Raw genomic sequence first — 23,564 nt, 5'->3', positions numbered from 1 at the left:
TGCACACCGATCAGAAATCGGCGCTGTACTTCAGGCTCACCGCACGGTCGTCGCCGCGCTCGCCCACCCGCTGGTCGTAGCCGAAGCGTAGCTGGCTCTGCTGGCCCAACGGCGCCGAAGCCGCAATGCCGAACACGCCGCCCGAGCGCGCCGGCTGCATGCCGCGCAGCGGTGCCCATGCCTCCACACCGATGAAGCTGGCATCCAGCATCAATCCCTGGCTGCTCAACGCCTGCTGCCATTCGGCATAACCGCCCAACTGCAGGCCGCGCCAGCGATAGGCCGAACGCATGCCGGCCAGCACTTGCGTACGCGAGGACGTGCTTGCATCGGCACGCAGACCGAAACCATCGCCACCGCTTTCGCGGAACCCTTCGCTCCGCAGACGCACGTAATCCAGGCCCATGTACGGCGTCAGCGACGCAGCTGCATGGCCCCAGCGATACCCGGTTTCCAGGTTGCCGCTGAGATAGCTGCCGCTGTAATCGCTGAAGGCACTACTGCGGTCTTCGCCCAATTGCAGAGTGCGCTCGATCTGCCGGTTGACGTTACCGAAGCCCAGCTGGCCCAGCGTGTACGCCGATCCCAACGTGGTGCCCCAGTACAACTGCGCCTGCACCTGCCGATCGCGGCCGCGTGCGCCATCCAGATCGCCCAGGCTGTTGGAACGCGTTTCGCCGAAAGCAAAGCCGGTGACTGCACCAGACGCCAAGCGCAGATCGTTGCCCATCATCCAGCCGGAGGTAGCGAATCCTGCAGTGGTTACCCCACCCTCGCCCGGCCCGCCCAGTGCACGCTGCCAGGTACCCAGCAGGCGCGGCTGTTGCGACAGACCATCGAAATGCGCGGCCAACGCGCGCCGGCCCAGATCGATGGTGTCGAAGGTCATCGCCGCAGACGCCGCATGCGCACGTCCGGACAGACTGCGCAGCGAATCCGCTGCGGTCTTGGCATCGGGTGATTGCTGCAACGCCGCCGCGGCACGAATGAAGTCGCCACTGATGCCGCCGTTGCCCTGCAGCTGCTGCGCGTCCACCTTTTGGAACGCCTGTTCGACGCGAATTGCCGACTCCATCGATGCCGTGCCGATTGCGCCCAGCGATGCGGCGACCGCCGTGACATCCATGCGCTGAAGCGACACGTACGCGTTGTTGGCGTCGTAGCTCAACGTGGCATTGAGAAAGGTGACTGCAGGCCCGCTACTGAGACTGGCAAACGTTCCCTGCAGACCGTTGGTTGCTTGCAGCACAGGATAGGTAGTGTTGTTGACCACATAATCCCGCCGCCCGAGCAACTGCAGGTCGCCGTCGATCGTCGCTGTACCGCTTACGTTCAAGCGGTCGCCCACGTTTAATGCCAAGCGCCCGAAGTCATCTTGAGTGTAGTTACCTCCGATTGCCAAAACCGCGCCACCGACCTGCAGCGTACTTCCGCGATTGGAGACCGTGCCGGCAATGCGTCCTGCTCCGATCAACGTTGCACCATTGAGGACGTCAACCCGCGCGCTCTGCAGACTGGCCGTTTGCAACGTGCCATCCAGCACTTGGGTATCGCCGGCAAACGTATTGTTGCTACTGCTGAGGATCAGCGTGCCGGATCCGCGCTTGGTTAATCCGCCGCTGCCAGTAATGTCGTTGGCCCAGGTCGAACGCAAGGTCGTGACCTCGACATCCACCGTCCCCCAATCGAACCGCGCCGGCCCCAGCACCGCCTTGCCCACGTTGAGCAGGCCGTAACCGAACGTCGGATCGACGCCAGCCGCGCCCAGATCGGTGGCGGTGCCCAACAACGTCTGTCGGACCAGATCGTTGTTGAAATACGGAAACGCCTGCCATACCAATGCCGCCGCACCCGAGACCAGCGGCGCGGCGAAGGAGGTGCCGCTGCCATAGAAATAGCGGATGTTGCTGGCGGTTGCATCGGGATCGATAAACAGCGCCGTGCCCGGTGCCACCAGGCAATAACGCATCGCCACGCCGCATGCATTGGAGTACGACGCCAGCTGCGTGGGATTGGCGGTATCCAGCGCGCCAACCACCAGCCAGCCACGCTCCAGGTCTGCGGCCGGAAGCGTACCGTTCGGACCCAACTGACTGGGAAGCGCCGCAGTATCGGACGGTTGCGCCAGCGACTCATTACCCGAGGCAAATACCACCAACCCATCGTTGCCGATGATGAAGGATCGATATTCCTGCGCGATCTGATTGGTGACCGTCGGGTCGTTCCAATACAGGCCGCCCCATGAGTTATTCATGATGCGCACGCCGGCGCTGATCAGATCGGCATGCACTGGGCCCAGACCGAGCGGCCCGTCGACTTCATTGCCTTGGCCACTGCCATCGTCCACCGGCGCGCGGTCGCTGATGATCCGCGCAGACACCAGGCCTGCACCGGGCGCAATGCCGCCCGGCCATTGCCCCACCGCACGCCCGGCCGCCAGTTCGGCGACAGCCGTGCCATGCCCGAGCACATCGCCCACTGCGACATTGCTGGTGCGCGGGTCGACATAGAGGAAGCTGTCGCTCACCCGCCCCTGCAGGGCCGGATGATTGGTATTGATACCGCTATCGATGATGCCGATGCGATAGCCCGCGCCCGTGAACCCCAGCGCCTGCGCTGCACGTGCATTGGTCAACGCCAGATGTGCGTCGATTGCCGGTTGCGGTGCAGTTACCGGCGGTGGCGGCGGCGGCGGTGAGGTGGGCGGCGGCGGCGGTGGTGGCGAGGTCGGTGGCGGTGCAGTCGGCGTGGTCGGACGAATACCGCCTCCACCACCGCCTCCACCACACGCGGTCAACGCCACAGCCAACGCCGAGGCCAGGACAGTCCTGGCGACGTTTCTCTTCTTCATTCAAGTGTTCTCCCCGAACCCATTCCATGGATTGGGCCCCATCCCGGGCCCTAGTCTCATCATATACGGCATCGCTTCGGGTCTGCAGCCGCACGTCAGCTTGCTGGCGCGAATCGGCCATGAGGCAGATAATCGTTTCACTTTAAACGGTATCCCCTTATGTCCGACATCGTCATCGTTGCTGCCAAACGCACTGCCATCGGCTCGTTTCTCGGTCAATTCAACGGGGTGCCGGCGCCGACGCTCGCCGCTGCCGCCATCGAAGGCGCGCTAGCGCAGTCGGGAATCGCACCGGCGGACGTGTCCGAGGTCATCGTTGGCTGCGTGTTGCCGGCCAACCTCGGCCAGGCCCCGGCGCGTCAGGCGGCCATCGCTGCAGGCATCCCGACATCCACCGGCGCCACCACCATCAACAAGGTGTGCGGCTCGGGCATGAAGGCGATCATGTTCGGACACGACCTGATCAAGGCCGGTTCGGCCAGCATCGTGGTGGCTGGCGGCATGGAGTCGATGAGCAATGCCCCGCACCTGCTGCCGAACTCGCGCACCGGCAATCGCTATGGCAATTTCCAGGCGGTGGATCACATGGCATGGGATGGCTTGACCAATCCCTACGATGGTCAGGCGATGGGCGTGTTCGGCGAAGCCACCGCAGAAAAGTTCGGTTTCAGCCGCGCCGATCAGGATGCTTTCGCCATCGCCTCGGTCGAGCGCGCGCAGGCCGCGCAGCGCAGTGGCGCGTTCGCCGATGAAATCGTTCCGGTGACCGTGGCCACGCGCAAGGGCGAGATTGTTGTTGACAGCGATGAGCAGCCGGGCAAATCCGACGTTGCCAAGATCCCGACCCTGAAGCCGGCCTTCAAGAAAGACGGCACCGTGACAGCGGCCAGTTCGTCGAGCATTTCCGATGGCGCGGCAATCACCATCCTGATGAGCGCCGACGATGCGCAGCGCCGTGGCGTGACGCCGCTGGCGCGCATTGTCGGCCACGTCACCCATTCGCAGGACCCGGAATGGTTCACCACCGCGCCGGTGGCGGCGATCCAGTCGCTGGTCGACAAGATCGGCTGGACGCTGGACGCGGTAGACCTGTTCGAAATCAACGAAGCCTTCGCCGTCGTGGCGATGACACCGATCAAGGAACTGGGCATCGCGCATACCAAGGTCAACGTGCATGGCGGTGCCTGCGCGTTGGGTCATCCGATCGGCGCGTCTGGCGCAAGGCTGGTAGTGACATTGGTGAATGCGTTGCGCACGCGCGGCGGCAAGCGCGGAATCGCAACGCTGTGCATCGGCGGCGGCGAAGCGACCGCCATTGCTATCGAATTGATTTAATTGCCATTAACAGCGATTTTGCAAAGCTGAATGGGCGCGCGCTTGACACTCGTCTTCGGGCCGTCATCATGTCTGGGGCGCGCAATAGCGCGTTGCCTAATCTAATCGACGAGGATTGAAACAATGACCATCAACAAGCTGCTGATCGCAATGGCTCTGGGCCTGGCCCTGACCGCTTGCTCGAAGCCGGAACAGGCTCAGGACGCTGCTGCTTCGGCTAACGAAGCTGCAACCGACGCTCAGACCGCTGCTGACCAGGCTGCTGCCTCGGGCTCGCAGTCGGCTGACGCCGCTCAGGCTGCTGCCAACACCGCCGCTGCTTCGGCCGACACCGCTGCTGACGCTGCCCAGGCTGCTTCCGGCGCCGCGACCGACGCTGCTGCCGACCAGGCTGCTGACGCTGCCAAGACGGCTGAAAACACCGCCGAAGCTGCTAAGGACACCGCCGAAGAAGCCAAGAAGTAATCACTTCTTAGCTCCAAGCGAGTTCGGAAAAAGCCGCTGGTCTCCAGCGGCTTTTTCTTTGCCTGCACGGCGGGCGCGACCGCCGGTTTGCACGGTGGCACGGCGGCTCCATTGGCCACTCCAGTCCGTATGCTGCCCGTGAGCTGAATGCGCAAACGCGTATTGACGCGGACTGCATCGGCCCCTGCATAAGCTCCGCGTTCCAACACCGGAACAGGAACAGGACCACCCATGAAGACGATCCGCATGCTGTCGCTGAGTGCCATCGCTGCACTCACTCTCGCCGCCTGCCAGGGCCCTGATGCCGAGCAAGCGCGTCGCGATGCCGCGTCCGCTGCCAAACACGCTGCCGCTGCCACCGAGCAGGCCGCCGACCGCGCGGCGGTACAGGCCAAGGCTGCCACGGCCGATGCGCGCGTGGCCGCACGCGACCTGGCTGCAGACGCTAGCCGCGCGACCGCAAACGCTGCCGACGCCACCGCCGACAAGACTCGCGAGATGGCCAACAAGGCCGAGCAGAACGCTGACAAGCACGACGCCGAGCATCCGCAGCACTAAGCACACCGAAAACCACGCTGCGCTCACCGGCAGGTGGGCGCAGCCTGCCGCAAGAATTAGCGTTTCCTCATGCACACAAGTGCCAGCGCAGCCCCAGCCAGCCGACTGCAGCCTGTGTCAGCTGCTGTGAACCGCTCACACTGCTGCGTCTATGTGCAGACGATTTCGTGCCGATGCACACGTCTTGCGTCGAGATTGATCTCGTGTTGTCGAGCTTGGCAGGCTAGCATTCGGCATGCCCACTTCTTTTACATCGCGGCGCCGCAATCAGCTGGCGCTGGCCTTCTCTGCGCTGATCTTTATCGTCATCGGCATCGGCATCTTTGTCGGCGCGCGCCGCTCGCTGGCCGATGCAGCGTTGGTCTCGCATACGCATGAAGTGATCGGGCGGGTCGACGAGATCCAGGCGCGCTTGCTGGATGCCGAATCGGCGCAGCGCGGTTTCCTGCTCACCGGCAACGAGGCCTACTTACTGGATTACCAGACCAGCGTGGAGCGCCTGCCGATTTTGCTGTCGAATCTGCGCAGGCTGATTGTCGACAATCCTGCGCAGGAGCAGCATCTGGATCAGCTGCAAAAACTGGTGGAGACGCGGCTGCGGCAGATCCAGCAGGTGCTGGATGTGTACGCGCAAGGCGGCCTGGAGCCGGCACGCGCCAGCATCCGGCAAAGCGCGTTCCGCACCACCAGTGCCATCCGCGAGCAGGCGCTGACGATGGTGCAACGCGAGCAGGAGCTGCTGGCACAGCGCGCGGAAAGCAGCCGGCAAAGCGCCACCTTGTTGCTGACGCTGGCCCTGGCCGGCATCCCGTTCGGGCTGCTGGTGGTCGGCGGCGTCTATGCGCTGCTGATGCGCGAACTGCGCAATCGCGCGCAGGCCGAACGCCGTGCCGCAAATGCCAATCGCGAGCTGGGCGACAGTGTCGGCGCGTTGCAGCGCAGTACTGCCGATCTCAATCTGCTCAGCCGCTATACCGGCCTGCTGCAAAGCTGCATCAGTGCCGAAGAAGCATTGGTGGTGACCAGCCGCACCCTGGCCAGCCTGCTGCCGGGCATTGCCGGAAGCGTGTACCTGCTGCGCGCCTCGCAGGATCGCGCCGAGGCGATCAGCCACTGGGGCGAGCCGCTGGTGCAGAGCGCGCCGCATCTCTTGCCGGAAGAATGCTGGGCATTACGCCGCGGCCAGCCGCATATCATCGAGGACCTCGCGCGCGATGCGCTGTGCGCGCATATCGACGTGCCGGACACCCAGACACCGATCACCACCGCATGCCTGCCGATGTCGGCGCAAGGCACGCAGCTCGGCTTTCTGTTCTTGTCGTCGCCCGGTCCGGGGCCGATGCCGCGCCTGGAAATCGCCGAGGCGGCCGCCGAGCAGTTGTCGCTGGCGTTGAGCAATCTGCGCCTGCGCGAGTCGCTGCGCCGCCAATCGATCCGCGACGCGCTGACCGGGCTGTACAACCGCCGCTATCTGGAAGAATCGCTGAGTCACGAACTGGCACGCTGCGCGCGGCGCGGCCTGCCGTTGTCGGTGCTGATGTTGGACGTGGACCACTTCAAGCAATTCAACGATAGCCAGGGGCATGCCGGCGGCGATCTGCTGCTGGCAGCGGTCGGCGAGCTGTTGCTGACCCGGTTGCGTGCCGAAGACGTGGCCTGCCGCTATGGCGGAGAAGAATTCACCGTGATCCTGCCCGAGGCCGATAGCGAGGAAGCCATGCGCGTGGCCGAGCAGATCCGCGGCCATATCGCGGCGCTGGCGGTCAGCGATGGCCAGCGCGCATTGCCGCGCGTGACCGCCTCGATCGGCGTGGCCAGCTTTCCGGTCGATGGCGAACTCGGCGCAGGTCTGATCCAGAAAGCCGACGCAGCGCTGTACGCAGCCAAGCATCGCGGGCGCAACCGGGTCGAGCGTCATGGTGCCGCACAGCCGCGCGGGACTGATGCGGAGGCGTGAGCAGGCACGGCGTCGATGTCGGATTGCGCGCTCTGTCACACAAAAGATCGATTGACGCAGCGATAGTCGGCCTTGACCCCCGAAGCGAGGCAATCCGATGTCGATGTGGCGCGATCAAGGTCCCAACAAGAAAGACGGCGTTCCCGCAGCGCCGGACGCTCCTGCCGCCGATGGGCGGCTGTTCAACGCCGACGCCAGCCCTGCCCCGCCGGTGCCGGCCGCAGCCGCCACGCCCAGCGTCGTCCCCACCGCCGCGCCGCCGCAACGCCAGAGCGAGGCCAAGGAATCGCTGATCGCCGCCGACATCAGCATCGAAGGCAAGATCGAAGGCGCCGGCCACGTACGCCTGGCCGGCCGCTTCAAGGGTGATGTCAACGTCAAGGGCGATCTGACCATCGAACGCGGCGCCAAGCTCAATGGCGGCGTGCGCGCCAACAAGGTCATCATCGCCGGCGAGCTGGAAGGCAATATCGAATCGGCGGCGCAGGTGGAGCTGCAGACCTCCGGCGTGCTGGTCGGCGACGTCAAGGCCGGCAGCCTCACCGTGGCTTCGGGCGCCCGCATGCGCGGCCAGGCCGACTTCGGCTGGGGCGAGGACACCGGCAAACCGACCGCCACGCCCAAGCCGGTGGTGAGCGGAGACAGCGACGCCACATGAGTGCACCCCGCCCGGGCACGCCCGGAGCCACGCGCAGCTGCCCGCATTGCAAGGCGACGATTCTGGAAAGCGCCATCATTTGCCCTGCCTGCAAGCATCATCTGCGCTTCGACTCGGCGGCTGCGCAACACGCGCAGCCGGCGCCGATCGTGCCGTTGAAGGTCGACGGCACCATCCGTCATCCCGCCGACGGCGATCCGTGGGAATACACCGTGGTCGTGGTGGTGCGTAACGGCAAAGGTGAGGAGATCCGCCGCCATGTGGTCGATGTGGGCGCGATGCACGGCGGCGAAGAACGCGGATTTACCCTGGCGGTGGAAGCCAGCGCGGTGCGTGGATCGGGGCGGCGAACGCGCCATTAGCGCGCTGGATGCGGCATCGCCGCTGTGGAATCAGACTGGCGCAGTGGCGGTGCAGCTTTCGCAACAGCAGTGACGCTGAGCACAACGGCGTCCATCGCAAAACCGCGTATCGCTTTGCCGCTGCGCGCCGACGCAGGCCGACTATCGGCATCGCACTCCAAAGCTTGGAGCGGCTAACAACACCTGGCGAGCAATCGTCAGGCGAGTGCAGACGGCGCGCTCAGCACCGGAGCGTACGCGCGCTACATGGCGACTCGGCGCAACCGCCGCGCCCGCATGCTCGCGCCGATACGCTCCATTCCCATTCTCAGGATCTGCACACCGGCTTGGCCAGAGTTGCGGGCATGCGCAACGGCAACGACACGAACACACGCGGCGATCTGGTGGTGCTTGGCCCCGAGGGGCTGTATTGCCCGCAGGGCGACTTTCATATCGACCCTTGGCGGCCGGTGCCGCGTGCGGTGATCACGCACGGCCACGGCGATCACGCGCGTGGCGGCATGGGCGAATACCACTGCACGCGCGACAGTCTGCCGATCCTGCAATGGCGGCTGGGCGAGCAGGTCTATCACACGCATGCCGATGGCGAAGCGTTTACGTTGGGACGCGCGCGCGTCTCGCTGCATCCGGCCGGACATGTACTGGGCTCGGCGCAGGTGCGTATCGAAGTGGATGGCGAGGTCTGGGTGGCGTCCGGCGATTACAAGCGCCAGCACGACCCCACCTGCACGCCGTTCGAAGTGGTGCCGTGCGACACCTTCATCACCGAAGCGACCTTTGGGCTGCCGGTGTATCGCTGGCCGGAAACATCCGAAGTAGCGGCCGATATCGTCGCCTGGCGGCGCGAATGCGCCGAACGCGGCGAGGCCGCCATCTTGTATTGCTACGCATTAGGCAAGGCGCAGCGTGTGCTGGCCGAATTGCGCGCCTGGGACACCCAGCCTGCGCTGTTGCACGGCGCGATTGCGGCCGGAGTGGAGGTGTATCGCCAGGCCGGCATCGCGATGCTGGACACCCAACCGGTGAGCGAGCATGCGCGCGGCGCCGACTATGCCGGCCAACTGGTGCTGGCACCGCCTTCGGCGGCGGGCAGCCCCTGGATCCGCCGCTTCCGGCATGCGCAACAGGGATTCGCATCGGGCTGGATGCGCATTCGCGGCAATCGGCGTCGGCGCAATTACGACCGCGGCTTTGTGGTGTCCGATCATGCCGACTGGCCGGATCTGCTGCGCACTATCGAAGACACCGGTGCGCGCCGGGTGATCGCCACCCATGGCAATACCGATGCGTTGATCCAGCACCTGCGCGAGCGCGGCGTTGCGGCGGAAGCCTTCCGTACCGATTTTGGAGCCGAGGAATGAACCCGCTCCCCGCCTGCAGCGATGCACGCGCGCATGCGCGTCTGCGCTTGAGTGGTGCGTTGGCGTTTAGCCGACACGCATTGGTCTGTCGCGTGCATCGCGGCGCGCCGACTACGTCAATCGGCCTACTCCGCCTGCAGCGCCGTGTGCGCATGTCAGGCGCATGTACTCGCCGTGCGCTGGAGCTGTGCTCTGCAGGTCCCGACACAACGCCACAGGCGCTGCCGTGAAGCGTTTTGCCGCGTTGTACCGCACCCTCGACCGCAGCACCGGCACGCTCGACAAGCGCGCTGCGCTGGTGGCGTATTTTCGTGAAGCGCCAGCGCTGGACGCGGCATGGGCGCTGTATCTGCTGGCCGGCGGCAAGGTCGCCGGCACACGCATGCGCATCGCCAGCAGCGGCGAGCTGCGCGAGTGGATCACCGACACCGCCGGCATTGCCGATTGGTTGGTCGCCGACAGCTACGACCATGTCGGCGATCTGGCCGAAACGCTGGCGTTGTTGCTCGACGACCCGATCACCGAAGCGGCCGATCTGCCGCTGGCAGAATGGATCGAACAGCGCTTGCTGCCGGTCGCCAATCAGGACGTTGCGCTGCGCAAGGCATGCATCGTGCAGGCCTGGCGCAGCCTGGCCTTCGATGAGAGGCTGGTGTTCAACAAACTGTTGACCGGCGCATTGCGCGTGGGCGTTTCGCAGCGGCTGGTGCAACAAGCGCTGGCCGAACTATCGGGCGTGGACATCGCACGCATCGCCCAGCGCATGCTCGGCAGTTGGCGACCGCATCCGACCTATCTTGCCGATCTGCTGACCAGCGAAGAACTGCCGGGCGATCGTCAGCAGCCCTACCCGTTCTTTCTCGCCTCACCGCTCGAAGCCGAGGTCGACACACTGGGCGCCATCGACGACTGGCTGCTTGAATGGAAATGGGACGGCATCCGCCTGCAGTTGATTCGACGCGCCGGCGAAGCGGCGCTGTGGTCGCGCGGCGAAGAACGCCTGGATGGCCGTTTCCCGGAAATCGAACACGCCGCGCTGCAGCTGCCCGACGGCACCGTCATCGACGGCGAGCTGCTGGCCTGGCAACCCGAGCAACCGTTACCGATGCCGTTCACCGCCCTGCAAACGCGCATTCAGCGGCTCAAGCCCGGCCCCAAAACATTGGCGGCCGCGCCTGCGCGCGTGGTGGCCTACGACCTGCTCGAACTGGACGGCGTGGATCTGCGCGAGCGCCCCCTGCACGAGCGTCGTGCGCTGCTGGAGGGCGTGCTCACCGCGCTCGACGATCCGCGCATCGTCGCCTCGCCACGGGTGCAGGCAAGCGATTGGCACGCCGCCGCACAGCTGCGCGTGCAAGCGCGCGAACGCGGCGTGGAAGGGCTGATGCTCAAGCGCGCCAACTCGGTGTATCAGGCCGGCCGCCGACGGGGCGATTGGTGGAAATGGAAGATCGACCCGCTCACCATCGATGCGGTGCTGCTGTATGCGCAGGCCGGCCATGGCCGCCGCAGCACGCTGTATACCGACTACACCTTCGGGCTGTGGCACGAGGGGCAACTGGTGCCGATCGCCAAGGCGTATTCGGGGCTGGACGACAAGGAGATTTTGCAACTGGACCGCTGGATTCGCGCCAACACTACCGAGCGTTTCGGTCCGGTGCGCGCGGTCAGCCCGCAGCATGTATTCGAGCTGGGTTTTGAAGCGGTCAACCGCAGCGCGCGGCACAAATCCGGCATTGCAGTGCGGTTTCCGCGCATCCTGCGTTGGCGGCACGACAAGCCGTTTGCCGAGGCCGATCACCTGAGCACTCTGCAGGCATTGGCGCGGTGACGGCGACGCAGCAGGCACGCGGCACGCCATTGCAGCAGTGGCGCGACTGGTTCGCACAGCGCGGCTGGGCACCGTTGCCGTTTCAACGCGATGTATGGAAGCGCTATCTCGCCGGCGAATCCGGGTTGCTGCATACGCCGACCGGGAGCGGCAAGACGCTGGCAGCATTCGGCGGCCCATTACTGGATGCCCTGGCCGCGCGTGGCCGCACGCTGCCGTTTACATCGGCCAAGCCTGCCGCTGCCGCACGCCGACAGCAACAACGCAACTTGCAGGTGCTGTGGATCACGCCCTTGCGTGCGCTGGCCGCCGACACCGCACGCGCACTGCGCGAACCGGTGGACGCGCTGGGACTGGATTGGCAGGTGGGTTTGCGCACCGGCGATGCCAGCGCGCGCGACAAGCGGCTGGCACGCAGCGGCAAGCTCGATGTGCTGGTCACCACCCCCGAATCGCTGGCCTTGTTGCTGTCGTATCCGGACACTGCACCGCAGCTATCCGCGCTGCGCTGCGTGATCGTCGACGAGTGGCACGAACTGCTCGGCAACAAGCGCGGTGTGCTGCTGCAGCTGTGTCTGGCACGCCTGCGCGGCTGGGCGCCTGCGCTGCGCATCTGGGGCCTGTCGGCCACGCTGGGCAATCTGGCGCAGGCGCGCGATGTGCTGCTGCCGCATCGCCCCGATGCGGCGCTGGTGTCGGGGGTCAAACCGCGCGCCATGACGCTGGAGACGCTGTTACCCGACAGCGGCGAACGCTTTCCGTGGGCCGGCCATCTGGGTCTGGCGCAGTTGGCGCGCGTGCTGCAAAAAGTCATGCAGCAGCGCACCAGCCTGGTCTTCACCAATACGCGTGCACAGGCCGAGTTGTGGCACCAAGCGTTGAGCGCGGTATGGCCGGACGATCTCGCCACGCTTGCGCTGCATCATGGCTCGCTGGACCCCAGCCTGCGCGCCGCCGCCGAACAGGGGCTACGCGACGGCAGCCTGCGTTGCGTGGTCGCCACCTCCAGCCTGGATCTGGGCGTAGATTTCCCGGCGGTGGATCAGGTGCTGCAAGTCGGCAGCCCCAAGGGCATCGCGCGCCTGCTGCAACGCGCCGGCCGCGCGCGGCACCGCCCTGGCGAATCCGGGCATGTGGTGTGCGTGCCCTCGCACGCCTTGGAACTGGTCGAATACGCCGCGGCACGTCGCGCCATCAACCACGGCCATATCGAAGCACGGCCGCCACCGCGTTTGTCGCTGGATGTGCTGGCCCAGCACTGCGTCACCCTCGCATTGGGCGGCGGCTTCGATGCCGCTGCGTTGTTCGAGGAAGTGCGCGGCACCGATGCCTTCGCTGCGCTGGACACACCCACCTGGAACGCGGTGCTCGACTTCATCGTGCAGGGTGGCAGCGCATTGGCGCATTACCCGGATTTCCACAAAGTGGTGCGCGACGAGGACGGCGTGTATCGCGTCACCGACCGCCGCGTTGCGCTGCGCCATCGTTTGTCCATCGGCACCATCACCAGCGATGGCAGCGTGCGCGTGCAGTTCCTGCGCGGCGGCCGACTCGGTGCGGTGGAAGAACAATTCGTCGGCCGCCTGCGCCGCGGCGATCGCTTTCAATTTGCCGGACGATTGCTGGAACTGGTGCGTCTGGAAGACATGACCGCCTACGTGCGCGTGGCCAAGGGTGGCAGCGGTGTGGTGCCCAAATGGATGGGCGGGCGCATGCCGTTGTCGTCGGCATTGGGCCGCGAAGTGGAAGCGCTGTTCGCCGCGCCCGGCGATGCGCCTGAAATGCAGGCGCTGGCCCCGCTGCTGCACTTGCAGGCATCGCTCTCGGCGCTGCCCGGCCCGGATCATCTGCTGGTGGAAAGCATCAAGGCGCGCGATGGCCGGCACGTGTTTGTGTATCCATTCGCCGGACGGCAGGTCAACGAAGGGCTGGCCGCACTGCTGGCCGCGCGCTGGGGCCGACGTCAGCGCAATACCTTCAGCTTCGCCGCCAACGACTACGGCTTTGTGCTCTCGCCCGCGCAGGATGTGGAGATCGACGCCGACGTGCTACGCGCCTTGCTGTCGCCGGCCGGGTTGTTGGACGATCTGCGTGACAGTCTCAACCTGGGCGAGCTGGCACGCCGGCAGTTCCGCGAAATCGCGCGCGTGGCCGGGTTGCTGTCGCCGTCCCTGCCCGGCCGTGCGCCGCGTAGCCTGCGCCAGCTGCAGGCCTCCAGCGGACTGCTCTACGACGTGTTGCAGCGCTTCGATCCGGAGCATCTGTTGCTGGCCCAGGCCGAGCGCGAAGTGTTCGAAGGCCAGCTCGAACTGGCACGCCTGGCGCATGCATTGGAGGACTGCGCACGCCGCGACCTGCGCCTGTGCACGCCACGCAGCCTCACCCCGTTGTCGTTCCCGCTGTGGGCCGAACGCATGCGTGGTCAACTGAGTACCGAGGACTGGAAGGCGCGTGTGTTGCGCGCCGCCGAGCAACTGGAGCGCAAGCATGGGCGATAGCGTGCAGCTGCAGTTGGCCGGCGAAACGGTGGAACTGCTCGGCGAACGTGCGTTGTATCGACCAGCGCAGCGCGCCCTGCTGATCGCCGACCTGCATCTGGGCAAGGCCGATGTGTTCCGACGTGCCGGTATCGGCCTGCCCGCAGGCGGCACCGCGCACGATCTTGAGCGCCTCGATGCACTGCTTGCGCAGCGCCAGGTCGAGGCACTGTGGATACTCGGCGACCTGTTGCATGGTCCTGCGCCGCGCGCAGCCTGGCATCGCCGTTGGAGCGCGTGGCGCGAGCAGCACTGCGACCTGCGCGTGATTGCCATCCGCGGCAACCACGACCGCGCCGTGGCCGGTGCCGATCTGCAGATCGACGCGGCCGGCGAACAGGTCGAAGACGGGCCGTTCGTGCTGCGGCATGACCCGTTGCCGCATCCCACCGGCCATGTGCTGTGCGGGCACCTGCATCCATTGGCGGCACTGCCGGGCCTGTCGCGGCGTTGGCCGGCATTCTGGTTGCGCGACCGCGTCACCATCCTGCCGGCGTTCTCGCATTTCACCGCGGGCGTGGTGCCGACACTGCTCGAAGGTGAGCGTCTGGTGGCCTGTGTGGAAGGCGATGCGGTGGCGTTGCCGGTGCGTTAGCCGCTGCGCCGGCGTGAGCGGCCACCAAAGGACTGCGCACTGCCAGGCTGGCGCAGCCGGCGCTCTGTGCGGTATGGATTCCTCGCGCACTCCGGTTCTGAGTGCGCCGTCTACACCCGACGCCTGCTCGCCAGGCTTTTTAGCTGCTCCTGGCAACCGTGCGTACACCCGCTACGTCAGCGTTTCTACGACGCGTGATGGCACCACACACACCGCCCCGAACCATCGTCGAGCGGTGTGGCCGATACGCTCGACACCGAAGCATCCAACGATACCTGCCTCTTCCAACTACCCGCCACGCGCGGCGAGCACCTGCGTCCGCTCAGCCGCTGTTGGCAACGCTCTGCGGCCGCGGCAGCGCTTGCGGTAATGGTTGCGACAACGCGTCCACGAACTCCGGCGCCAGCGCCAACTTGCCGAACCAGCCATGCTGGGTGCCGCTGAGCACGCGCAGCATGTGGCCACGACCGCCCGGTACGCGCCCCATCGGCTGCAGCAACAGGTCGCGCCCGCGTGCCCACACATCGCGTTCGGATTGAAACAGCGGCGTGAGCCAGCGGCTCCAGCGGTGATAGATCGCCACATGCGCCTGGCGCTCGCGCTGATAGCGCTGCAAGGCGTCATCGATATCCTCGCCCGCGCGCAAGGCATCGCGCATGGCCAATGCATCCAGCAATGCCATGTTGACGCCCTGGCCCAGCTGCGGGCTCATCGCATGAGCGGCGTCGCCGGCCAGGACAAAACGGCCACGGTGCCAGCGCGTCATCACCGCATCGCGGTAGCTGGCGCGTGCCAGCGCGGTGTGCACCTGCACGCTGTCCAGACGCAGATGTGCGTCCGGCCACATCTGCGCCACCTCATCGCGCCACGCGCCGATGCCGCGCTGCTCCCAGGCAGCGAAATCGCTGCATGGCAGGCTCCAGAAAAAACTCAGGCGCGGGGTGTCGTCGCCAGGCCGCGTGCCCACCGGCAACAGCCCGATCATCTTGCGCGCACCGATGTAACGCTGGCGCAGTTCGTCGACAAACGGCCAATCTTCGCGCGGCAACAGACACCACAGCGCGCCCCACGGATACACCCGATCCAGCCGGGTGCCCTGCACCTGCGCGCGCAGCGTGGAAGCCGAGCCATCGGCGGCGATGATCAGATCGTAAGGACCATGCCATTGCCCGCGCTGGTCCTGCACGCGCCTGCCCTCGTGATCGATGGCGGTGATCTGGGTATCGGTCTGCAGCTGCGCGTACTCGGGCCAGGCATCGCACAACAGCGAGAACAACGCACCGCGCTGCATGCCCAGACCCATCAGGCGGGCATCCAGATCGCGGTATTGCATGTCCATCACCGCGCGCCCGCATGGCGTTTCGCCATACAAGCGGCGCACCGGCGCGCCATGCATCAGGGCCTGCGACAACATGCCCATCTTCCACAACACCTGCAGGCCGCTGGGCTGCAGCAGGAAGCCGGCACCGACCGGCCCCGGCTTGGCGGCGCGCTCGAAGACGTCCAGTCGATGGCCATCGGCGCCCAGCAAGACCGCCAGCGCCTGCCCTGCCGTTCCACAGCCCACTACCGCAATCCGTAATGCTTGTTGCATCGTCCCTGCTCTGGTTCGCGAACACCGGCCCCGCGTGGACCGGTGCAAAAAAAACCCCGCCGTGGCGGGGTTCTTCAACCGCACAATCGAGTCAGATTACTCGACCGGCGTGATGTTCGAAGCCTGGGCACCCTTGGGACCCTGGGTCACGTCATAACTGACGCGCTGGCCTTCCTGCAGGCTGCGGAAGCCCTTGGAATTGATCGCGGAGAAGTGCGCGAAGACATCGGCGCTGCCGTCCTCCGGTGAGATGAAGCCAAATCCCTTGGCGTCGTTGAACCACTTGACGGTACCGTTCGGCATGGTGATGCGAGACCTTTGCAATAATTAATGGGTGGTGTACGGCGGTGCGTACGCGCCGAGTATGCAAAGCTTATTCCCCAATGACAATCACCCGCGTGCAAGTTCGCCAATCAGTTCGGGCAACCCGGACGAGGCGGCATCCACGTTGGCCAACACCTCGGCCATGGTGATTTCCTGCGCGTCGCCGCAACCGGCCGCCCAGTTCGCCACGATCGCCAAACACGCATATTCCAGGCCTTTTTCGCGCGCAAGCCCGGCTTCGGGCATGCCGGTCATGCCAACCAGATCGCAGCCGTCGCGACGCATGCGGGCGATCTCTGCAATCGTTTCCAAACGCGGCCCTTGCGTCGCGCCGTAGCACCCGCCGGCCACCATCGTGACCCCGGTCACCTTGGCCGCAGCGATGACCTTGCTGCGAAACATCGGCGAATACGGATGACCGAAATCCACGTGCTGCACCTCGCTACCCGGCTCCTCGCAGAAGGTGGACACGCGCCCCCAGGTGTAATCGATCAGCTGATCGGGGCATGCCAGCACGCGCGGGCCGAACTGTTCGGTGATGCCGCCGACCGTGTTGAGCGCAAGCACGCGCGAGGCGCCAATTTGCTGCAACGCAGCGATATTTGCGCGGTAATTGACCTTGTGCGGCGGCAGCGAATGGCCTTCGCCATGCCGGGCCAGGAACGCCACCCGATGACCGAGCAGCATGCCGACGCGGATCGGCCCCGACGGCGCACCGTAGGGCGTGTCCAGCTCGTGGGTCTGCACGTCATCGAGCTGCGCGAGCTTGTAGACACCAGTGCCGCCGATAACGGCCAATGCGATGGAATGGGAAGACACAACCGACCTCTGCAACGTAACGGACGTGGAAGCGCGCAAGCGCGCACGAGTGCCCGCGCAGTGGCGGGCCAGTGATTCAGAAGCGACCAGTAAAGCGTAGCGAGCGATCGTCAGGCGGCAATGGGCGCCAAGGCAACATCGGGAGACACAAACCGTGCACACCGATTGCGCGCAGCGGCCGCGTCCGCCTGGCGGCTACGCCGTCGCATCGATGATCGCCGTGCGTCTTACTGCTTCATCGCATAAATGGCAGGAATACCGCGCAGCTGTTCGTTGACGTCCATGCCGAAGCCGAACACATAGCGGTCGGCCACTTCGACGCCCACGTAATCGGCGGTGACGCCCGGCACGCAGCGGTCGTGGCGCTTGACGGTCAACACCGCCACGCGCACGTCGGTGGCGCCCTGCTCCAGGCACCACTGGCGCACGCCCTGCAGCGTGTAGCCCTCATCCAGAATGTCGTCGACCAGGATCACCCGGCGGCCGAACAGCGCGGTGGCCGGGCGGTGCTTCCAGACCAGCTCGCCGCCGACGGTTTCGCCACGGTAGCGGGTGGCATGCAGGTAATCGAACTGCAGATCCTGCCCACGTGCGCCCAACTCCAGCGCCAACTGGCCGGAGAACGGCAGCGCGCCGTGCATGATGGTGAGATACACCGGCACTTCGCCGGCGTAGTCGCGCGCGATGGCATCGGCAATGGTGCCGACGGCGGCATCGATGGCCGGGCGGTCGACCAGCAGATCGGCTTGGGCCAGGGCCTGGGAAATGGTGAGCGTGGACATCAGGCAATTGATCCGAAAGGGGCGGAAGGAGTGTTGAAAGAGGCATCGGTGCCGGCAAGCAGGCCGTCCCAGCCGAGCGCGCCGCGACCGATCAAGCCGATCAGCGCTGCGGTATTGAGGCTGCGGCCTTGCACGGCCTGCAGCGATTCGTCGACCAGTTCCGGATGGCAGACCAGCACCACGTCGCAGCCGGCATCCAGGTGCGCATGCACCCGGCCCGCCACGCCGCCGGCGCTGAACGAAGCGGCCATGCCGATGTCGTCGGAAAACACCACGCCGCGGAAGCCCATCTGGCCGCGCAGGATCTGCTCGATCCAGCGCCGCGAATAACCAGCCGGTTCCGGCGCGACCTGCGGGTAAACCACGTGCGCCATCATCACTGCGTCGGCACCGGTCTCGATGCCGGCCACGAATGGCAGCAGATCGTCGGCCTGCAATTGCTCCAGCGAACGCGGGTCGCTGGCGTGATCCACATGGGTGTCTTCGAGCACCGTGCCGTGGCCGGGGAAATGCTTGAGCGTGGCGGCCATGCCGGCGCCGTGCAACGCCTGCACATAGGCGCGGGTAAAGGTGGCCACGATCTGCGGGTCGTCGCTGAAGGCGCGATCGCCGATCGCGCGGTTGCCGCGGCCCAGGTCCACCACCGGTGCAAAGCTCAGGTCCACGCCGCTGGCGCGTACTTCGGTGGCCATCAGCTGCGCGTGCGCACGGGCGGCGGCGAGCGCGCCTTGCGGATCCTGCAGATACTGCGTACCGAAGCTTTGCAACGGCGCCAGCGCGCTGAAGCCGTCGCGAAACCGCTGCACGCGCCCGCCTTCCTGATCCACGCACAGCAACACCGGGCGCGGCGCGGCAGCGCGGATGGATGCCGACAGCTCGGCCACCTGGGTGCGCGAGGCGAAGTTGCGCTTGAACAGCACCACGCCGGCAACGGCATCGTGCTGCAGCCAGTCGCGTTCCTGTGCGCTGAGTTCGGTACCGGCAACGCCGATCAGAAGCATGTTGGGGGACTCCCGGGCCAGGCGCCACGAGGGCGCAGCGCGGCATTGTCGCAGATGCGCGTTGCAGCGTCAGATCGCGCATTCAGGCGGCGGCTGACGTCCACTGACCGAAGCGCCTTGCGGTCAGGCGTTGCGGCGCCCGCGCACCGATACTGCAAGCCACGTGATCGCCTCTGAGCTCGGGTCCCTGCGCTGGCAGCGCCGGTGCCGTCATTCGCACCGCGAACGCAACAGCCTGCGTCCCGGGGCAGACACCACGGCTGTGCTGCCCGGCTCGCCACCGGCGTGCGGCGTGCGGCGGTCTGCAGTAGGACGCATGCGGCCGGTTCACGACCTCGCTGGCCGTCCAGCAGACGACTTCGGTCTTCGCCGCCTCAGAGACGGTCCAGATTTGCCCGCCAGTGTGCGGCCTGGATCTGGATGCCTTCCAGCACCTCGGGCGCCATGCCATCGAGCTGCCGATACGGCATCGCCAGGCGTTCGTTCGTGCCCAGCAGCGGACGCTGCCGCGCGAGGAAATCCCAGTACAGCGCGTTGTACGGGCAGGCCCGCGCACCGGTGCGCGCCTTGCGCTGATAGCGGCAGCCGCTGCAGTAATCGCTCATGCGATCGATATAGGCTGCACCACTGATATACGGCTTGCTGCCGAGCAGGCCACCGTCGGCAAACTGACTCATGCCCACCGTGTTGGGCAACTCCACCCACTCGAACGCATCGATGTAGACACCCAGATACCAGCGATGCAGCGCCTGCGGGTCCAGCCCCGCCAGCAGCGCAAAATTGCCGATCACCATCAGCCGCTGGATGTGGTGCGCATGCGCATTGGCCAGCGAATTGCCGACGGCATCGGCCAGGCACCGCATGCCGATCTTCCCGTCCCAGAACCACTGCGGCAGTGGCGCATGCTGATCGAGCTGATTGGACTGCGCATAGCCGGGCATCTGCGACCAGTACACGCCGCGCACGTATTCGCGCCAGCCCAGAATCTGCCGGATAAAGCCTTCCACCGAGGCCAGCGGTGCGTGTCCTTGCCGCCATGCCGTTTCGGCACGCGCAATGACTTCGGCCGGGTGCAACATCTTGACGTTGAGCGCGAACGACAGCAGCGAATGGAATAGCCGCGGGCTACGCGTGCTCATCGCATCTTCGTAGCGGCCGAAATCCGGCAACGCAGTGGCGATGAAGGCATCCAGATGCTGCAAGGCTTCGTCGCGGTCCAGCGGCCATGGCAGCGCCTGCGCATTCGGCGTGCCAAAACTGCGCACGCCGGCAGCTTCGATGCTGCGCCACAACGCGCCATGGTCGTGCGCGGCACGCCACTCCTGCGGCGCTGGCGGATCGCCGGGCCACGGCGCGCGATTGTCGTGATCGAAGTTCCAACGCCCACCTTCCGGTTGGCCGGAGGCATCGAGCAGGATGCGATGGCGCGTGCGCATCCGTCGATAAAAGACCTCCATGCGCCACTGGCTTCCGGGGCGGAAACACGCCTCAACCTCATCGCGTTCGGTCAGGAAATGCTCGCTACCGACCATGGATGTGGCAAATGCGCAGCCCGCGCTCCAGTGGCGCAGCGCCTCATCCAGCCGCCATTCGTCCGGCGCCTGATACTGCAGATGCTCGGCGCGGTAATGCGCCATCAAGGCTTCAAGATTGGCCGGAATGGACTGCCGATTACTTGGGGCATCGATCGCGACATAGCGCACGCGGTGCCCGTGCTGCCGCAAGCGCGCGGCAAACGCGCGCATTGCCGCAAAGATCGCCAGGATCTTCTGCGCGTGATGCAGCACGTAATCGGTTTCCTCGCGCACCTCCATCAGCACGTAGACCACGCCGGGGTCGTGCGTCGCAAGCCAGCTGTGCTGCGGGTTGAGCTGATCGCCCAGGATCAGGCGCAGCGTGTGTGCGGGCGTTTGCGAAGCGCTGGTGGTCGTATCGGAGTCACGCATTGGTGCTGAGCTCACGCATGCAGACAGGGCGCGCTTGCATCAGTCACGCGCTCGGGCAGGCATTCGGCAGCGCTGCGCACGACATCTGTGCATCTGCGCGTTCTGCAACGCAAAAACCGCTCTGCCATTGGGCGACATTAAGGCTCAAACACCACGACTGCACCACCGGCTTATGCATCTGCATGGCACGTTACACCGTCGGCACACACCCGCTGCGCCAAGGCGGTTCCGCTTTGCCACGCGCCCTCGACCTTGCCGCCCGCCAGCCAATCGCCGCACAGGCCAAGGCCAAGCGGCGCATCCCAGACACAGCCGATCTGCAACGGCGGATCGGTGCTGGCTACCTCCCACCGATAGGCGTCGCAGGCCTGCGGCGGCGGCAGACCGAGCGCGGCCAATTCTGGCAGTAGCGTGGCGATGACATCCTCGGGCCTGGCATCGAAGTGCAGCTGGCTCCAGGCGGCGGTGGCATGCAGCAGCCAGGTCTCGGCGCCGTGCCGTGCCGGTTTGCTGGCGTCGCGCGCCACCCAGCGCACTGGTCCTGCATTGACGAACAACGCGTCATAGCCAGGATCGATGCGCGCATCGAACCGCAACACCACCGCCCAGGCGGGCTGCATGCTTGCATCGCGCGCGATGGTCGCAAGCGCAGGCGCGTTCTCTGCCAACAGCGCGGCCGCATCCGGCGCAGCCAGCGCGAGCAACACCGTATCGACCATATGCAGCGCGGGCACGCCGTGCACGCCCAACGCCCAGCCCTGGCCACTGCGTTGCAAGCTGCGGACAGACGCCTGCAACCGAACATCCAGCCCTGCCGCCAGCGCACGCGCGGGAGCGGCCATCTCCGGCACTCCGACAAAACGCGTCAGCGCGGTGTGCGAAGCGCGCAGTGCAAGTCCATCCCAGCTTGCGATGCGCGCGGGCCAACGGGCCGCGACGCCGGCGGCGACCCAACTGTTCACCACTGCGGCAAAATCCGGATCGCGTGCGGTGAAATACTGCGCGCCCACATCGCACTGCCAGCCGGCGCCCATGCGAGCACGCATGCGCCCACCCATCGCATCGCCCTGCTCGTACACCGTCACTACCGCGCCGGCCGCCTGCAGCGTTTTGGCACACGCGAGCCCGGCTAGGCCGGCGCCGATCACCGCAACCGTTCGCGGGCGGCGTGGCTGCATCGCCCGGTCAGTCGCCGGCACGGGCATGACGCAGGCGATCTGTCACACCGCACATCCATCGGGTCCGCATGCATCGGCGCCGCCAATCGGCACCGATTCGGCGGCCAACTGCAGCAGCGCCTGCGCAAACGTCTCCGGTGGCTGCGCACCCTGGATCAGGCTACGCCCGTCGATCACGAAGCTGGGCACTGCACGGATGCCTAGCGCGCTGGCCTGTGCCAACTGAGCCTGCACCTCCACAATGCCTTCGTCGGAGTCGAGCATCGCCTGCACGCGCGAGGCTGCAAGCCCGCCGGCCTCACCTGCACGCAGCAGCGTGTCGGTGGCAGCCACGTTCTGGCCTTGCGCAAAATGCGCATGGAACAAGGCTTCCATCACCGCACCGATATCGCCCTCGTGCGTGGCCAGCCACAGCAAGCGATGCGCCCGCAACGTGCTGACCTGTACCTGGCCACGCCCGAAGTCGAATGGCAGGCCTTCCGCGCGTGCGGTGTCCTGGGTCTGCGCAAGCATTTGATCCACGCGCGCGGCACCGCCGAACTTGCGCGCCAACGCATCGCGCAGTGGCACCGGCTCGGCACCGGCATCCGGGTCGAGCTCAAACGCGTGGTAATGGATGTCCAATGCCGGCAGCTGCGCCCCAAGCGCAGCGACCGCCTGTTCAAAACGGCGCTTGCCGATCCAGCACCAGGGGCAGACCACGTCGGACCAGATGTCGATGCGCATGAGCGGGGATTCGTCGGTGGGGATTTAGGATTCGCAAAGCATAAGCCCAATACCGAGACAGGGATTGGGGAATCGTGATTGGTGATGCGCAAGGCATCGCCCAGAGCCGACGCATCACCCTTGCTTTTACGAATCTCGAATGCCCAATCCCGACTCCCGGCTCTCCACCCATTGCGAGAACGGATGCGAAGCCAGTGCCAGGTTGTAATAGCGCACGTCGTCGGTGACTTCCGCACCGATCCATTCCGGCTTGGCGAACGCCTCGTCAGCACTGCCAAGCTCGATCTCGGCCACCACCAACCCTGCGTTATCGCCCAGGAATTCATCTACTTCCCACACATGCTCCTGGTACTCGACCAGATGCCGGCGCTTGTCGATCAAGCCGCCCACGCACAACGCCAGCAGCGCGCGCGCATCGGCGAGGGGGACCGGGTACTCGAATTCCTGGCGGGTATGCCCGACTTCGCGCGACTTCAGATTGAGAAACGCACTCTCGCCCTGGATGCGCACGCGCACCGACGCGTTCTGCGCACCACTGCGCAACGACGCCTGATCGTTGATGTACCCCTGCGCCATCGGGATCACCGCATGCGCAGCGCTACGCCAGCCGTCGCCGGTGACAAGAAACTTGCGTTCGATTTCTAGGGGCATGGGAATCGGGAATCGGGAATCGGGAATCGCAAC

Annotated in this window: 21 protein-coding genes and 1 other RNA gene; 11 read left to right on the top strand and 11 right to left on the bottom strand. The window is 65.9% G+C overall.

All coding sequences use genetic code 11. From position 1 onward, the window contains the following. Window positions 1-10: 10 nt before the first annotated feature. Entirely contained in the window at window positions 11-2,851 is a 2,841-nt protein-coding gene (locus ACZZ0O_RS13100) for a S8 family serine peptidase (protein ID WP_463590968.1), read from the bottom strand. 159 nt (window positions 2,852-3,010) lie between these two features. Between ACZZ0O_RS13100 and ACZZ0O_RS13095 the strand changes: the two genes are divergently transcribed. The 6 genes from ACZZ0O_RS13095 to ACZZ0O_RS13070 all read left to right on the top strand — a co-directional run bounded on the left by ACZZ0O_RS13095 (window position 3,011) and on the right by ACZZ0O_RS13070 (window position 8,186). After that, window positions 3,011-4,186: a thiolase family protein gene (locus ACZZ0O_RS13095; protein ID WP_463590967.1), complete on the top strand. Its 1,176-nt coding sequence runs from the start codon at window positions 3,011-3,013 to the stop codon at window positions 4,184-4,186. Window positions 4,187-4,309: 123 nt separating this feature from the next. Beyond that, window positions 4,310-4,651 carry a hypothetical protein gene (locus ACZZ0O_RS13090; protein WP_104614059.1) on the top strand — a complete coding sequence of 114 codons (342 nt, stop codon included), beginning with the start codon at window positions 4,310-4,312 and terminating at the stop codon, window positions 4,649-4,651. Window positions 4,652-4,882: 231 nt separating this feature from the next. After that, window positions 4,883-5,209, top strand: coding sequence for an XAC1346 family secretion chaperone (locus ACZZ0O_RS13085; RefSeq protein ID WP_039406588.1), 327 nt, complete (start codon window positions 4,883-4,885; stop codon window positions 5,207-5,209). 235 nt (window positions 5,210-5,444) lie between these two features. Then, on the top strand, window positions 5,445-7,166 hold the full coding sequence (locus ACZZ0O_RS13080) for a diguanylate cyclase (protein ID WP_463590966.1): 1,722 nt from the start codon (window positions 5,445-5,447) through the stop codon (window positions 7,164-7,166). A 97-nt stretch (window positions 7,167-7,263) separates the two neighbouring features. Continuing rightward, window positions 7,264-7,824, top strand: a complete 561-nt coding sequence (locus ACZZ0O_RS13075; protein WP_323521946.1) for a bactofilin family protein — start codon at window positions 7,264-7,266, stop codon at window positions 7,822-7,824. Next, window positions 7,821-8,186, top strand: coding sequence for a hypothetical protein (locus ACZZ0O_RS13070; protein WP_055845308.1), 366 nt, complete (start codon window positions 7,821-7,823; stop codon window positions 8,184-8,186). Before ACZZ0O_RS13075 ends, ACZZ0O_RS13070 begins: the two co-directional genes overlap by 4 nt. A 171-nt stretch (window positions 8,187-8,357) precedes the next feature. On the opposite strand, the gene ACZZ0O_RS13065 is transcribed toward ACZZ0O_RS13070, so the two are convergent. Beyond that, window positions 8,358-8,434: non-coding RNA, sX9 sRNA (locus ACZZ0O_RS13065), on the bottom strand. Window positions 8,435-8,530: 96 nt separating this feature from the next. Between ACZZ0O_RS13065 and ACZZ0O_RS13060 the strand changes: the two genes are divergently transcribed. Genes ACZZ0O_RS13060 through pdeM form a run of 5 tightly spaced genes read left to right on the top strand, consistent with a single transcriptional unit; the run spans window position 8,531 to window position 14,510 of the window. Continuing rightward, entirely contained in the window at window positions 8,531-9,547 is a 1,017-nt protein-coding gene (locus ACZZ0O_RS13060) for a ligase-associated DNA damage response exonuclease (RefSeq protein ID WP_055845311.1), read from the top strand. Then, window positions 9,544-9,777 (top strand): hypothetical protein, encoded by a 234-nt coding sequence (locus ACZZ0O_RS13055; RefSeq protein ID WP_463590965.1) that lies wholly within the window; start codon window positions 9,544-9,546, stop codon window positions 9,775-9,777. Before ACZZ0O_RS13060 ends, ACZZ0O_RS13055 begins: the two co-directional genes overlap by 4 nt. Beyond that, window positions 9,774-11,378 (top strand): ATP-dependent DNA ligase, encoded by a 1,605-nt coding sequence (locus tag ACZZ0O_RS13050; RefSeq protein WP_463590964.1) that lies wholly within the window; start codon window positions 9,774-9,776, stop codon window positions 11,376-11,378. The genes ACZZ0O_RS13055 and ACZZ0O_RS13050 overlap by 4 nt, the downstream gene beginning before the upstream one ends. Continuing rightward, window positions 11,375-13,876 carry a ligase-associated DNA damage response DEXH box helicase gene (locus ACZZ0O_RS13045; protein ID WP_463590963.1) on the top strand — a complete coding sequence of 834 codons (2,502 nt, stop codon included), beginning with the start codon at window positions 11,375-11,377 and terminating at the stop codon, window positions 13,874-13,876. Before ACZZ0O_RS13050 ends, ACZZ0O_RS13045 begins: the two co-directional genes overlap by 4 nt. Next, entirely contained in the window at window positions 13,866-14,510 is a 645-nt protein-coding gene (gene pdeM / locus ACZZ0O_RS13040) for a ligase-associated DNA damage response endonuclease PdeM (protein ID WP_463590962.1), read from the top strand. Before ACZZ0O_RS13045 ends, pdeM begins: the two co-directional genes overlap by 11 nt. A gap of 322 nt (window positions 14,511-14,832) precedes the next feature. Here pdeM and ACZZ0O_RS13035 read toward each other — a convergent pair whose 3' ends face one another. From ACZZ0O_RS13035 to ACZZ0O_RS12995, 9 genes are all read right to left on the bottom strand, one after another. After that, entirely contained in the window at window positions 14,833-16,104 is a 1,272-nt protein-coding gene (locus tag ACZZ0O_RS13035; protein ID WP_463590961.1) for an FAD-dependent oxidoreductase, read from the bottom strand. 96 nt (window positions 16,105-16,200) lie between these two features. Next, the gene (gene cspE / locus ACZZ0O_RS13030; protein ID WP_003488188.1) at window positions 16,201-16,407 is read right to left on the bottom strand and encodes a transcription antiterminator/RNA stability regulator CspE; all 207 of its coding nucleotides are present in this window, start codon (window positions 16,405-16,407) and stop codon (window positions 16,201-16,203) included. 87 nt (window positions 16,408-16,494) lie between these two features. Further along, complete coding sequence (locus ACZZ0O_RS13025; protein ID WP_104614238.1) at window positions 16,495-17,247, bottom strand: S-methyl-5'-thioinosine phosphorylase; 753 nt, start codon at window positions 17,245-17,247, stop codon at window positions 16,495-16,497. Between the two features lie 227 nt (window positions 17,248-17,474). After that, window positions 17,475-18,029 (bottom strand): hypoxanthine-guanine phosphoribosyltransferase, encoded by a 555-nt coding sequence (locus tag ACZZ0O_RS13020; protein WP_055845328.1) that lies wholly within the window; start codon window positions 18,027-18,029, stop codon window positions 17,475-17,477. After that, on the bottom strand, window positions 18,029-19,030 hold the full coding sequence (gene nagZ / locus ACZZ0O_RS13015) for a beta-N-acetylhexosaminidase (RefSeq protein WP_463590960.1): 1,002 nt from the start codon (window positions 19,028-19,030) through the stop codon (window positions 18,029-18,031). The genes ACZZ0O_RS13020 and nagZ overlap by 1 nt, the downstream gene beginning before the upstream one ends. A gap of 374 nt (window positions 19,031-19,404) precedes the next feature. Continuing rightward, window positions 19,405-20,976, bottom strand: coding sequence for a cryptochrome/photolyase family protein (locus ACZZ0O_RS13010; RefSeq protein WP_463590959.1), 1,572 nt, complete (start codon window positions 20,974-20,976; stop codon window positions 19,405-19,407). A 170-nt stretch (window positions 20,977-21,146) separates the two neighbouring features. Beyond that, window positions 21,147-22,181: an NAD(P)/FAD-dependent oxidoreductase gene (locus tag ACZZ0O_RS13005; RefSeq protein ID WP_463590958.1), complete on the bottom strand. Its 1,035-nt coding sequence runs from the start codon at window positions 22,179-22,181 to the stop codon at window positions 21,147-21,149. 15 nt (window positions 22,182-22,196) lie between these two features. Further along, window positions 22,197-22,880, bottom strand: coding sequence for a DsbA family oxidoreductase (locus ACZZ0O_RS13000; protein ID WP_463590957.1), 684 nt, complete (start codon window positions 22,878-22,880; stop codon window positions 22,197-22,199). A gap of 126 nt (window positions 22,881-23,006) precedes the next feature. Beyond that, window positions 23,007-23,531, bottom strand: coding sequence for a CYTH domain-containing protein (locus tag ACZZ0O_RS12995; RefSeq protein ID WP_463590956.1), 525 nt, complete (start codon window positions 23,529-23,531; stop codon window positions 23,007-23,009). Between the last annotated feature and the right edge of the window lie 33 nt (window positions 23,532-23,564).

This window comes from Xanthomonas sp. AC360 (assembly GCF_979258225.1).
This window is presented reverse-complemented; position numbering and strand designations above follow the sequence as displayed.